A 12570-nucleotide genomic window follows, 5' to 3' on the forward strand; every position below is an offset into this window, starting at 1 on the left:
AGCCCTGGGTTTTCCCCAAACCCGGAGGAAACTCGCACCGCGCTCAGGGCAGCAGTGCGCCGGCCAGCGGGTGGACTGTCTCCTCGATCTCGTCAGCGACCCGGCTGAAGCACTGGTCGCCGCGACCCCACGGGTCGTCCAGATCATCGGTGGGCAGCGCCGAAGCGCCCAACCGGGCATCGTGCGCCGCCGCCACCAGGGCCACACCCCTGGCGTACACGGCCTCCGGGGTCGCGTCGCCCGGCGGCAACGCGGCGGCGTCCACCGCGGCCAGCAGCCGGCCGAACTCACCCAGCACGAACGTGCGGGCGGCCGCGTCCGGGCGCAGCGCCACCACGTACTCCTGCTGGTCGGCGGTGGCGGTCAGGACCAGGTCGGCGGCGTCGATGTGGTCCGAGCGCAGCTTGCGCGCGGCGAACCCCTCGACGTCCCCACCACGGCCGGTGACCTGCCGCGCCGCCGGCGGGTTCATCTCCTCGCCCGCGTGCCAACCACCCGTGCCGGCGCTGTGGCTGTGCACCAACTCCTCGGCCCCAGCGGGGTCCTGGGCACGCCGCGTCAACCGTTCCCGCACCGCGAGGGCAAGCAGCCGCTCCGCCATCGGCGAGCGGCAGATGTTGCCCATGCAGACGTGCAGGACCGTGAACGGGGGCACTCAGACCCCCCGGCCGTCGATGAGATCCGGCACCACGTCGCGCAGCTTCTCCAGTGGGATCGCCCCGGCCCGCAACAGCTGCGGCACCTCACCGGTCAGATCCACGATCGTGCTGGGCACCGGGTCCGGGCACGGCCCGGCCTCCAGGTATGCCCGCACCGAGTAGCTGAGCTGGTCACGCGCCTCCTCGGCGGTCACCGCGGCGGGCTGGCCGGTCTTGTTGGCCGACGAGACCGCCATCGGGCCGGTCTCGCGCAGCACCTCCAACGCCACCGGGTGCAGCGGCATCCGCACCGCGACCGTGCCCGTCTTGTCGCCGAGGTCCCACTGCAGGCTCGGCGAGTGCTCGACCACGATGGTCAACGCGCCAGGCCAGAACGCCTCCACGAGGTCCCGTGCGGCCGTGGGCAGCGAGAAGACCAACCCGTCCAGGGTGTGCCGCGAGCCGATCAGCACCGGCGGCGGCATCTGCCGCCCCCGGCCCTTGGCGTCCAGCAGCGCCTTGACCGCGTACGGGGTGAACGCGTCCGCGCCTATCCCATACACGGTGTCCGTCGGAAGAACGACCAGCTCGCCGTTCTTGACCGCCTCGATCGCCGCAGCGATGCCGCGGTCCCGATCGGCGGGGGACCGGCAGTCGTAGAGCATCACGAGGAGTCAGTCTGCCACGCCGCGCCGATCGGGGCGTGCTGGCCGTCCGCCCGTCGGGACGCGGTGGCGTAGCGGGGGCGTCCGGTGAGGTCCTGATGCTCCGTGACGGCGGTGAACCAGCCCTCCTCGGCGAGCAGCCTGGGCACCGCCGCGCCGTGTGTGTCGTCGTGCTCGACACCGAACACGCCGCCCGGCCGCAGCAGCACCGCCGCCCGGGTGACGACCGGCCGGATCACCGCCAGCCCGTCCGCTCCGCCGAAGACCGCCTCCGCCGGGTCGTGCCCGGCGACCTCCGGCGGGACCACCACAGCGTCCGGCACGTACGGCGGGTTGCAGAGCAGCACGTCCACCCGGCCCACCAGGGCCTCCAGCAGGTCCGGCGCGGTCACGTCGGCCTCGACCACCTCGATCGGCCGGTCCCCCGCCGCGGCCCGCTCCGCCGCGTTGCGCCGCAACCAGACCAACGCCGCCGGGGACCGCTCCACCGCGATCACCCGTGCCCCCGGCAGCTCCTGAGCCACCGCCAGCGCGATCGCGCCCGAGCCGCTGCACAGGTCGACCACCACCGGGTCGGGCCGGCCCTGGGCCTGCTCGACGCCCCAGCCGGCCAGCAGCTCGGTCTCCGGCCGCGGCACGAAGACACCCGGGCCGACCGCCAGTTCGAGGTGTCGGAACCCGGCCCGGCCGGTCAGGTGCTGCAACGGCTCGTGCCCGGCACGACGGCGGGTCAGGCCGTCGAGCCGCGCCACCTGATCGGCGTCGAGGTCGTCGGCGAGCGCCAGCCGACCCCGGGGCACCCCCAGCACGTACGCGGCCAGTAACTCGGCTTCCACCCGGGCCGAGCCGACCCCGGCGGCGGCGAGCGCGCGGGCCGCTCGGGCCACTGCGGCGGACGGGCGGGTGGGACCTGTCCCTTCGGGGGGGTGTTGCGGCAGAGTACTCACGACATAATCATGAAGCGTCGCGGGCGACGTGACGAAAGGTGCGCCCAGGCGCGCACGACAGGAGGTTCGCGAGTGGGCTGGCTCGACCGGGTCGATGACCAGGTTGACGCCCTCACGCACGCCCGGGCGTTGCAGGAGGCCAGTCGTTCCGCAGAGTCGTACGTCCTGCTGGAGCGTGTGATCCGCACCACAACCGACCCGGCGGCGCGAGCGGACGCGATGGTGCAGCGACTCTCCGCGCTGATCAATCTCGGTCGGACAGCGGAGTTCACCCGAGCCATCGAGGAGGCGTCGGCGGCGGTCCGTGACCTCGCCGAGCCATACCTGCACGGGCACCTCAACGCGCTGGCCGCGCTCGCCGCCCACCACCAGGGTGCACTGGACCGCTGCGTCACGCACCTCGTCAGAGCCGCCCGGGCACTCGGCGCCGTGGAAGACCCGGACCGGGACACCGCCTGGGGCTGGCACGACCTGGCCATGGCCTACAGCTACCTCAGCTTCCACGGGTACGCGCTGGGCGCCATCGAGCGGGCCCGGCAGCTCGGGCTGACCGCCGGAATCCCGGAGGAGACGTTCGCCGCGCCGGGCATCCGGCTGCGTAACGCCGTGGCACTGGACCACAACGGCGACAGCGACGGCTGTCTGCGGGTGCTCCGGGACGTGGCCGCCGACCTGGCCCGCTTCGTCCGCACCGGGCGGGCCGGCCGGTTGCGCCCGAGCAGCCTCGCCGCGTACGGCTACGCGGCGGCCCGACAGGCCGCGCTCGGCGACCAGGTGGAAACCGACGGGGACGCCGAGCCAGCCCGGTTGATCAGCCACGGTGGGGACAGCGCCCGCGCCCGCGACATGCGTCAGCTCGGGCAGGTGTGCCTCGCCGTCGCCGACGGGCGGCCGATCGAGGCGGTCACCCGGTTGGACACGATCCAGGTGTCCACCGAGACGCTCGGGGCGGCCGAGCCCGCGCGGCTGCGCAGCATCGCGCTGGCCCGCGCCGGGGACCACGCGGCGGCGCATCGGGCCGACCGGCTGGCGTTCCGGCTCGCCGCCCAGCGCAACGACCGCCTGCGGGACGTCTACATCGACGGCATCGCCGCCCGCATCGACCACGAGGAGATGCGCCGCGAAGCGGCGCGGTTCGAGGGCGAAGCGTTGACCGATCCGCTCACCGGGCTGCCCAACCGGCGCCGGTTGGAGCGGTACATCACGGCCGTGGTCACCCGCGGCGAGCGGGTGGTGATCGGCGTCTGCGACCTGGACGGCTTCAAGGCGGTCAACACCCGCCACGGCCACCACTCCGGCGACCTGGTGCTCCAACGCATCGCCGGGGTGATCAACCGGGTGATGCGCCGGGGCGACTTCGTGGCCCGCTACGGCGGTGACGAGTTCGTGGTGGTGCTTCCGGACACCGGCATGGCCGAGGCCGCCGAGGTGGCCCGCCGGATCGAGGCCGCCGTCCGACTTGAGGACTGGGAGTCGCTGGTGCCGGGGACCCCGGTCGGGGTGAGCATCGGCTTCGCGGAGGTCTCCGGCGGCAGCGGGCTACGAAACGCGCTCAGCGTCGCCTTCGAGCAGGCCGACCGGGAAATGCTCCGCGCCAAGTCCCGACCCCGCGCGAGCTGATCGCCCGCGCCGACGACGTCGCGCCTGGCTGGATGGCCGCGCATGGCCGCCGCGCGCCTGGCTGGACGGCCGCGTGTGGCCGTCAGCGGCGGGTGAGTTCCGTGTCGCCGGCAAGGCGGGCCGCGCGGTCGGCCTCGGTGAGGGCGTCCAGCACCCCGTCCAGCTCGCCGGCGAGTGCCAGGTCCAGGTTGTACGCGGTGTAGCCGATCCGGTGGTCGGTGATCCGGTTCTGCGGGTAGTTGTAGGTGCGGATCCGCTCCGAGCGGTCCACCGTGCGCACCTGCGCCTTGCGGGCATCCGAGGCGGCGGCGTCAGCCTGCTCCTGGGCGGCGGCGAGCAGCCGGGCCCGCAGGATCCGCATCGCCTGCTCCCGGTTCTGCAACTGGGACTTCTCGTTCTGGCAGGAGACGACGATGCCGGTCGGCAGGTGGGTGATCCGCACCGCCGAGTCGGTGGTGTTCACCGACTGGCCGCCCGGGCCGGACGAGCGGAACACGTCGATACGCAGGTCGTTCTGGTCGATGGTGACGTCGACGTCCTCGGCCTCCGGCAACACCAGCACACCGGCGGCGCTGGTGTGGATGCGGCCCTGCGACTCGGTGACCGGGACGCGCTGCACCCGGTGCACGCCGCCCTCCCACTTGAGTCGCGACCAGACGCCGTTGCCGCCCTCCGGCACACCCTTGGTCTTGATCGACAGGGAGACGTCCTTGACCCCGCCGAGGTCGGAATCCTGTGCGTCGATCACCTCGGTGATCCAGCCGTGCCGCTCGGCGTACCGGGTGTACATCCGCAGCAGGTCACCCGCGAAGAGCGCCGACTCCTCGCCACCCTCACCGGCCTTGATCTCGACGATCACGTCCTTGGCGTCGTGCGGGTCGCGCGGAATGAGCAGCTCGGCGAGGCGCTCCTCCAGCACCGGCAGGGACACGGCGATGGCCTCCGCCTCACCCGCGAACGACGGGTCCTCGGCGGCCAGCTCGCGAGCCGCGGTCAGGTCGGCGCGGGCCTGCTCCAGCTCATCGGCGGCCTTGTGCAGCGGCACCAACGCGGCGTACCGGCGGCCGACCCTGCGCGCAGTGGCCTGGTCGGCGTGGATGGCCGGATCGGCCAACCGCTTCTCCAGCTCCGCGTACTCGTCGAGGAGGCCGGCCAGACGCTCGCTGCTCATGCTGCGGATGCTCCTTCGACGGTGCGTGCCAAAAACTGCGCGAAATGCGGACGGCGCCCGCGTCCGGCATGAAACCGGACGCGGGCGCCGAACGAGGAGTTACTTGGCCTTCTTGGCCTGAACCTTGGCGTACTTCTGCTGGAACTTCGCGACCCGGCCGGCGGTGTCGAGAACGCGCTGCTTACCGGTGTAGAACGGGTGGCAGGCGCTGCAGGTCTCGGCGTGGATCGCCCCGCCCTTGGCGGTGCTGCGGGTCGTGAACGTGTTGCCACAGGAGCAGCTGACCTCGGTGGTCACGTACTCCGGGTGGATGTTTGCCTTCATCTCGCTCGGTCCTCTCGTTGGTGGTCGCCGGGTCGCCGTCATCGCTCGTCGCGCCGTACGCGACGGGCTCGGGCGTGAACCGGAACCGGTGGCCGATTGACCAGTGTGCCATGGGCCTGAGCCGACCCGGTAATCGGGCCGCACACCTCGTCCGGCATCGTCAACACGTGCCTCCCCGTCCGCATTCCCGCCCCCCGGCCGGGCATTCGCCCACCCGGCGGACCGCCGCCCGGTACCCCGTGAGGGGTACGCCCGTCGAGCCGGAGGTGTGCCGATGACCCGCCTGATCGCCACCCGGGGACTGCCCGCCTCGGGTAAGACGACGTTCGCCCGCACGCTCCAGCCGTCCGTTCTGCGGGTCAACCGGGACGATCTGCGCCGAATGCTGCACGGCGAGCGGCTCTTCACCCAGTGGGCCGAGGCGCAGGTGACCGCCGTACAGCGGGCCCAGGTCGAGGCGCTGCTGCAGGCCCGAGCGGACGTCTGCGTGGACGACACCAACCTGCGCGCACGGACGCTGCGAGGCTGGGCCGATCTGGCCGCCCGCCACGGCGCGGAGTTCGAGGTGCACGACTTCACCGACGTACCGCTGGCCGAGTGCCTGCGCCGCGACGCCGCCCGCCCGGCTGCCGACCAGGTCGGCGCGGACGCGATCCGCCGGCTGCACGAGCGGTACCTGGAGGGGCGGGCACTGCCGTTGCCGGTGCCGCAGGCCCGCACCGGGCCCCCCGCCGTCGTGCACCCGCCGTCGACCGAGCCACCGGAGATCGTCCTGGTGGACATCGACGGCACCGTGGCGCTGGCCGTCTCACGCAGCCCGTACGACATGACCCGGGTCGGCGAGGACCAGCCGAACACCGCGGTGATCGCGGCGGTCCGGGCGATGCACGCCGCCGGATACGGGGTGGTCTTCTGCTCCGGGCGGGACGGCTCCGCCCGCGCGGCCACCGAGGCGTGGCTGGCCCGCCACGTACGGGTCCCCTACCTCGGCCTGCACCTGCGCGCTGTCGGCGACTCGCGCAAGGACTCGATCGTCAAGCGGGAGATCTACGACCGGGAGATCCGGGACCGCTACCGGGTGGCCGGCGTCTTCGACGACCGCGTCCAGGTGGTCCAGATGTGGCGAGCCCTCGGCCTCACCGTCTTCCAGGTGGCCGACGGCGACTTCTGAGGTGTGCGGGCCCCCCGCTGTAGGCGATAGCGAGGGGCCCACACCTCAGCGGGTGAGGGCGACGGTGGCCTCGGTGCGGACGTTGTTGACGTCGACCGTCAGGCGTATCGGTGCGCCGGGGCGGAGCGCGGTCAGCGTGCCGGTGGCCGGGTCGAAGCGGGCGGTGTGCCACGGGCGCACTCCCGCCGCCGAGCCGATGTGCACCCCCGGCGAGGCCGACCAGTCGGCGCTGACCGGTGCGGCCACCGGGACCGTACGCCCGCCGGGCTGGGTCAGCGTGGCGGTGACCTCGGCAGGGGTGCCGACCGCGACGCTGGCCGGGGCGGTCACCGTGAGCCGGTCGACGTGCGCGTGGAACTCCGCGTCCACCCAGCGTGCCCCCTCGGCGAGGGGGTCACGGCGGGCCCGGTCGGCCTCGGCCGGGGTCACCGGGTCCACGCCGAACTCCGTCCAGCCGGTGAAGCCGCCCTGGTCGGCGGGGGTGGACGGTGTCTTGCCCGCGTTGCCGTTGATCACGTACGGCACCCCGTCCACCCGGTCGGCATGGAAGGTGCCGACGTGCCCGCCCACGAACAGCGCGCCCTTGCCGGTGCGGTGCTGGAAGTCGGCCAGCCACTGCTCCAGCAGCGCCGCCTCCTTGCGGTCGCCGAGCTGGCTGGCCTGCGCCGGGCTGGGGTCGCGTGCCGGGTGGTGGTGCAGGACGACGACCGAGCCGACGCGCCGGTCGGTGGCCGCCGCGTCGAGCGTCTCGCGCAGCATCCGTACCTGGTCGAAGCCGCCGCCGCGTAGCGTCCCGCTGGACGAGTTCAGCGTGACGAACCGGGTGCCGTTGTGGTCGAACACCCGTGAGGTGGCACCGAACGCGGCCTCGAAGTTGCTGATCGGGGCCCCCATGATCTCGTGGTTGCCGGGCACGTAGTACCAGGGCAGCGCGTCGCCCAACTCCTCATCGAGGATCCGTCGGGCCAGCGCGAAGTCCGCCGGGTAGGCGGTGTCCACGAAGTCGCCGTTGATCAGGAGGAAGTCCGGCCGGGCCGCCCGCACCTCGCGCAGCGTCCGCCGGGCCTGGGCGACGAGGTCGCTGTCCGGTTCGGCGGCGACGAACTGGGCGTCGGAGAGCACCGCGAACCGCCAGGGCGCGCCGTCCACCGTGCCGTCGCGGACCACCACCCGATCGGTACGCGGGGCCACCGCCGGCACGTCGACCGTGGGCGGCACCTTCGCCACCAGGTCGTCGATGATTACCTCGCTGGTGTACTGCGCGGCGGCGTTCGTCTCGGCCACGTAGAAGCGACGCACCCGGACCGGGTACTGCACTCCGGCCGGAACCGCGAACTCCACGTACCGCCAGCCGGTCCAGGTGATCAGCGGGCCACGCAGCACGTGCTGGGTGTCCTGGGCGTCGTGCAGGTGCAGGCTGGGCCACTCCCCGGTGCCGTTGCCGTGGATCCACATGCCGAAGGCCTGCGGCTGGCCGGGCACCTCGATCCACGCGGGCGGATCGGCGTACGCGGCCCGGGTGCCGGTGGACTGGCTGAAGTCGTACGACATTCGCAGGCCGGTGCCGGTGTGCCCGGGCGCCGGCGCGACCGACCCGCTGGCCCGGGCCTGGCTGAACCGCCAGGACGCGGCGTCGTCGAAGCCGGCGACCGGAACGTCGGTCAGCCCGACGGTGACCGGCAGGACGGTGCTCCTGCGTCCGACGTGAACGGTTACCAGGGCGGAGCCGGTGTCCCGCAACGCGGTGACGGTCAGGTTGCCGTCGTCGGTGGGAGTGATCCGCAGCAGGTCCCGGTCGTAGTCGAGGGTCATGTCGGCCGGCTCGATCGGCGCGGTGTTGCCTTCGCCGTCGTACCCGACCACGCCGACCAGGGCGTTGCCGTCCCGGCCGGTCAGACCGACCCGCTGTGCGGTGGTGCCGATCCGGGCCAGCGGGCCGAGCACGGTGAGGCCCAGCGAGCCGGTGACCCGGCCACGCGAGGCGGTGACCGTGCTGGCCCCCGGTGCCCCAGCGTGGAACACCCCGTCGCGATCGACCCGGCCGCGTACCGCCGGGGTGGCCCGCCAGGTGGGCTCGCCGGCCGCCGGACCGTACGTCTCGTCGTAGCCGGCTGCGGTGAGGGTGCGGGTCAGCCCGGGGAACACCCGGTCGGGCCGGCCACCGCGCACAGGTGAGACTCCCGGGGCGGCGGTGGGGTCGCTGGCCGTTTCGACCCAGTAGCCGGTGAGTCGGCCGCTGCCCTTCGGCGCGTAGATGGCCAGACCGTTGGGCACGGCCCGTTCGCTGCCGTCGGAGGGGCCGTTCTCCACCTGCACGGCCGGCGCGCCCGGCTCCCGGGCCAGCAGCGTGGATGAGCCGCCACCGTCCAGGTTGAGCGCGTGGTGGGCACCCATCTCGGCCATCATCCGGCCCATCTCGGTCTGCGTCACGCCGCGGCTGTCGGCCTGACGCCCGTCCACCGTCAGCATGATCATTTTCCGGCCGTCCGCGGTGAACCCGACCGCCGTGCGTGGGGCGAGCGTCGGGTCGGCGATGCTCTGCACGACGCCGTCGCGGACCAGGACGTTGCCGCCCCCGATCGCCGCGTGCAGGGTGCTGCCGTCGGACGGCTTCGGCCGCCAGGCCACCGTCACCGGGTCACCGGTGCGGAGCCCGGCCAGCGCGTCCGCGCCGGCGTCGCGGCCGAGCAGCACGGTGCTGCCGGCGACGATCGGGCCGCTGCCGGCCACGCCGGTCACCGCGGCCACCCGACCGCCGGTCACGGTGACCTCGACCACGCGGGCCGCGCCCTCCACGGCACGCTGCCGGGAGTACGTCCCCCACAGCTCGGTGAACGCGCCGATGCCGTCGGCCTGCACCATATTGTTGAACTGGGTCAGCGGGACCGGCCCAGTGGGCAGGGTGGCGCTGCCGTCAAAGTTCACCTCGATCACCCGGCCGAGCCCGTTCGCGGTGACCGCCACCGCGTTGCGGTGACCGCTGACCGCCGACTGGACCAGCTCGCCGTCACGGACGCCGACGCCCTGGGCGGCCCCGGAGTTGTTGATGTCGAAGAAGTCGCCGTTGACGGCAGCAACCGCGCGCGAGTCGTCCACCGCTTTCCGCAGTGGCTCGGCCCGGCTGACCGCACCGGAGTTGACGTAGTCGACGGTCGAGCCGCCGGCGAGGTCGGTGGTGAGCGCGTCGGCGCGCAGCCAGCCGTCGGCGTCGTACCGGTCGAAGGACGTGAGCTGCACGCCCGGCGCGACCGGCCGGGTGGACTTCGTGGTCTCCAGACCGCCGGCCGGTTCCAGACCACCCACGGCGGCGGTCGGGGAGGTCGCGGATGCGGGGTCGGCAGCCAGGCTGACCGAGCCGGCCGGCCGGGACGACGCGGGCGGCGCGTCCTCAGCGATGGTGGACGCGGCGATGGTGGAGGCGGCAATGGTGGACGCGGCGGCGCCGGGCGGCGCCGGTGGCGCGGCGGCGGCCGGCAGCGGCGCGGCCAGGGCGAGCAGCGGCGTCAGCAGCAGGACGCCGGTGGTGCGACGGGCGGATCGTCTGCGGGTACGCATGGACGACAGTCAACCCGGCAGTGAATAGAAGTTTCAAGACCTCTCGACTGAACCGAAGGAAAATTCCACCAACGGCGGGCTCCGGCCGCCCTCACCGCGGGCGGACACGACGAAGGGGCACGGCCGCTGTGGCCGTGCCCCTTCGTCGTCAACCGGGGATCGTTACTCCCCCGGCGTCGACTTCGCGATCTGCATCAGGAACTCGATGTTGGTACGTGTCTTCTTGAGCTTGTCGAGCAGCAGGTCCATCGCCGCCTGCGAGTCCAGCGAGTGCAGGACCTTGCGCAGCTTGTGGAGGATGGCCAACTCCTCCGGCGCGAGCAGGACCTCTTCCTTACGGGTACCGGACGGGTTGACGTCGATGGCCGGGAAGGTGCGCTTGTCGGCGATCTTCCGGTCCAGCTTCAGCTCCGCGTTGCCGGTGCCCTTGAACTCCTCGAAGATGACCGTGTCCGCCATGGATCCGGTCTCCACCAGCGCCGTGGCGATGATGGTCAGCGAGCCGCCGTTCTCGATGTTGCGAGCCGCGCCGAGGAAGCGCTTCGGCGGGTAGAGGGCGGTGGAGTCGATACCACCCGACATGATCCGGCCGCTGGCCGGCGCCGCCAGGTTGTACGACCGACCGAGGCGGGTCACCGAGTCGAGCAGCACGACGACGTCGTGCCCCAGCTCAACCAGGCGCTTCGCCCGCTCGATCGCCAGCTCCGCCACCGTCGTGTGGTCCTGCGGCGGACGGTCGAACGTGGCCGCGACGACCTCGCCCTTGATCGACCGCTGCATGTCGGTGACCTCTTCGGGCCGCTCGTCCACCAGCACCACCATCAGGTGGCACTCCGGGTTGTTGTGCGTGATCGCGTTCGCGATCGCCTGCAGCACCATCGTCTTACCCGCCTTCGGCGGTGACTGGATGAGTGCCCGCTGACCCTTGCCGATCGGCATCACCAGGTCGATGACCCGGGTGGTCAGGATGTGCGGCTCGGTCTCCAGACGCAGGCGCTCCTGCGGGTAGAGCGGAGTGAGCTTGTAGAACTCCGGCCGGCGTCGCGCCTCCTCCGGCTCCATCCCGTTGATCGTGTCCAGCCGCATCAGCGGGTTGTACTTGTCGCGCCGCTGGTCGCCGCTGTTGCCGGCCTCACGGGCCGCCCGCACCGCACCGGTGATCGCGTCACCGCGGCGCAGGCCGTACTTCTTGATCTGGGACATCGAGACGTACACGTCGTTCGGGCCGGCCAGGTAACCGGTCGTCCGCACGAAGGCGTAGTTGTCCAGCACGTCGATGATGCCGGCCACCGGAACGAGAACATCGTCCTCGCTGACCTGCGGCTCACGCCCACCGGTGTCGGTACCGGTCTCGGTGCGCTCGCCGCGCCCGCGGCGACGGTCCCGAAAACGGCTGCGCCGGCCGCGCCGGCCGCCGCCCTCGTCGTCGTCGTCGCTGTCCCGCTCGACACGCTCGACACGCTGACCACGGTCGTTACGGTCGCCCCGGTCGTTGCGCTCAGGACGGTCGTTGCGCTCGCCACGGTCGGAACGCTCCGAACGGTCGTTGCGCTCGCCCCGCTCGGCACGCTCGCCACGGTCGTTGCGCTCGCCACGGTCGGAACGCTCGCCACGGTCGGCACGCTCGCCCCGCTCCGGACGCTCGGCCCGGTCGGCACGCTCAGCGCGTTCCGGACGCTCGGTCCGCTCGGTCCGCTCCGGACGCTCGGTCCGCTCGGTCCGCTCGGCACGCTCCGGACGCTCGGCCCGGTCGGTCCGCTCGGCACGCTCCGGACGCTCGGCCCGGTCGGTCCGCTCGGCACGCTCCGGACGCTCGGCCCGCTCGCGGCGGTTCTCGCCACGGTCGGCCCGCTCGCCGGCTTCCGCCTCGTCGGTACGCGCCTCGCTGGTACGCGCCTCGCTGGTACGCGCCTCGGTAGGACGCGCCTCAGTTGCGCGCGCCTCAGTGGGACGGGTCTCCGCCGCTGCGGTCCGGCTCCGCCGGGTGCGACTACGGCCCTCGGTCTCGGCGGCCGGCTCGGACGGCGCCTGCTCGGCACTGCGCCCTTCGGCTGCCGGCCGGTCGGCGGTTTCCCGCACCTCGGCGCGCACCCCTCACGGGTCGGAGCGGCCGCGGCAGCGACCTCGGCCCGCGGTCGAGGGGTCCCGGCGGCGTTGCCGCCCTGCCGCTCGGAAATCGCGGCGATCAGCTCGCCCTTGCGCATGCGAGCCGTGCCGGAGATTCCGAGCGACGCAGCCAGGCTCTGCAGCTCTGGCAGCAGCATCGCCGACAGACCGGTGCCGCTACGCCGACGACGGGCGGGAGCGGCGGCGGTGGCATCGCCAGCGACGTTGGAAACATCCGACGTCACGTCGGTGGTGTCGCTCAATGGATTCCTTCCCTCGATAAAGGCCGGGACTGCCCGGAGTCGGTGCTCAGGTGGCCGGGCGGCCTCGGTGCACCCGCCTCGCAAGGACGCGTCGCGGGAGTCTGTGACAC

9 protein-coding genes and 1 pseudogene are annotated in these 12570 nt (G+C 72.9%); 2 read left to right on the forward strand and 8 right to left on the reverse strand.

The genetic code is table 11. From position 1 onward, the window contains the following. Positions 1-43: 43 nt before the first annotated feature. The 3 genes from PCA76_RS27110 to prmC are packed head-to-tail and all read right to left on the reverse strand — an operon-like array spanning position 44 to position 2250. Positions 44-655 (reverse strand): arsenate reductase/protein-tyrosine-phosphatase family protein, encoded by a 612-nt coding sequence (locus tag PCA76_RS27110; protein ID WP_272613283.1) that lies wholly within the window; start codon positions 653-655, stop codon positions 44-46. Next, positions 656-1303: an L-threonylcarbamoyladenylate synthase gene (locus PCA76_RS27115; RefSeq protein ID WP_272619657.1), complete on the reverse strand. Its 648-nt coding sequence runs from the start codon at positions 1301-1303 to the stop codon at positions 656-658. Then, the gene (gene prmC, locus PCA76_RS27120) at positions 1303-2250 is read right to left on the reverse strand and encodes a peptide chain release factor N(5)-glutamine methyltransferase (protein ID WP_272613284.1); all 948 of its coding nucleotides are present in this window, start codon (positions 2248-2250) and stop codon (positions 1303-1305) included. The genes PCA76_RS27115 and prmC overlap by 1 nt, the downstream gene beginning before the upstream one ends. Before the next feature lie 72 nt (positions 2251-2322). Here prmC and PCA76_RS27125 point away from each other — a divergent pair, with 72 nt between their 5' ends. After that, the gene (locus tag PCA76_RS27125) at positions 2323-3870 is read left to right on the forward strand and encodes a GGDEF domain-containing protein (protein WP_272613285.1); all 1548 of its coding nucleotides are present in this window, start codon (positions 2323-2325) and stop codon (positions 3868-3870) included. 82 nt (positions 3871-3952) lie between these two features. Here PCA76_RS27125 and prfA read toward each other — a convergent pair whose 3' ends face one another. Beyond that, the gene (prfA, locus tag PCA76_RS27130) at positions 3953-5041 is read right to left on the reverse strand and encodes a peptide chain release factor 1 (protein WP_272613286.1); all 1089 of its coding nucleotides are present in this window, start codon (positions 5039-5041) and stop codon (positions 3953-3955) included. 99 nt (positions 5042-5140) lie between these two features. Further along, the gene (rpmE, locus tag PCA76_RS27135) at positions 5141-5365 is read right to left on the reverse strand and encodes a 50S ribosomal protein L31 (protein ID WP_030333150.1); all 225 of its coding nucleotides are present in this window, start codon (positions 5363-5365) and stop codon (positions 5141-5143) included. A gap of 274 nt (positions 5366-5639) precedes the next feature. Between rpmE and PCA76_RS27140 the strand changes: the two genes are divergently transcribed. Next, positions 5640-6536 (forward strand): phosphatase domain-containing protein, encoded by an 897-nt coding sequence (locus PCA76_RS27140; RefSeq protein WP_272613287.1) that lies wholly within the window; start codon positions 5640-5642, stop codon positions 6534-6536. A 45-nt stretch (positions 6537-6581) separates the two neighbouring features. Here the strand turns inward: PCA76_RS27140 and PCA76_RS27145 are convergent, their stop codons facing one another. The 3 genes and pseudogenes from PCA76_RS27145 to PCA76_RS32900 all read right to left on the reverse strand — a co-directional run. Next, positions 6582-10091, reverse strand: coding sequence for a phosphodiester glycosidase family protein (locus PCA76_RS27145; RefSeq protein ID WP_272613288.1), 3510 nt, complete (start codon positions 10089-10091; stop codon positions 6582-6584). Positions 10092-10253: 162 nt separating this feature from the next. Beyond that, positions 10254-12170 (reverse strand): transcription termination factor Rho, encoded by a 1917-nt coding sequence (gene rho, locus PCA76_RS27150; RefSeq protein ID WP_272613289.1) that lies wholly within the window; start codon positions 12168-12170, stop codon positions 10254-10256. A 134-nt stretch (positions 12171-12304) separates the two neighbouring features. After that, positions 12305-12355 (reverse strand): annotated as a pseudogene (locus PCA76_RS32900) (hypothetical protein); the annotation flags it as partial. Positions 12356-12570: the final 215 nt, after the last annotated feature.

The organism is Micromonospora sp. LH3U1, assembly GCF_028475105.1.
In the GTDB taxonomy this organism is placed as follows: domain Bacteria; phylum Actinomycetota; class Actinomycetes; order Mycobacteriales; family Micromonosporaceae; genus Micromonospora.

Bases quoted from the DNA above. Each gene is read 5' to 3' on its own strand.
- PCA76_RS27115 (WP_272619657.1), bottom strand. From the start codon at position 1,303: ATGCTCTACGACTGCCGGTCCCCCGCCGATCGGGACCGCGGCATCGCT.
- prfA (WP_272613286.1), bottom strand. From the start codon at position 5,041: ATGAGCAGCGAGCGTCTGGCCGGCCTCCTCGACGAGTACGCGGAGCTG.
- rpmE (WP_030333150.1), bottom strand. From the start codon at position 5,365: ATGAAGGCAAACATCCACCCGGAGTACGTGACCACCGAGGTCAGCTGC.
- PCA76_RS27140 (WP_272613287.1), top strand. From the start codon at position 5,640: ATGACCCGCCTGATCGCCACCCGGGGACTGCCCGCCTCGGGTAAGACG.
- PCA76_RS27145 (WP_272613288.1), bottom strand. From the start codon at position 10,091: ATGCGTACCCGCAGACGATCCGCCCGTCGCACCACCGGCGTCCTGCTG.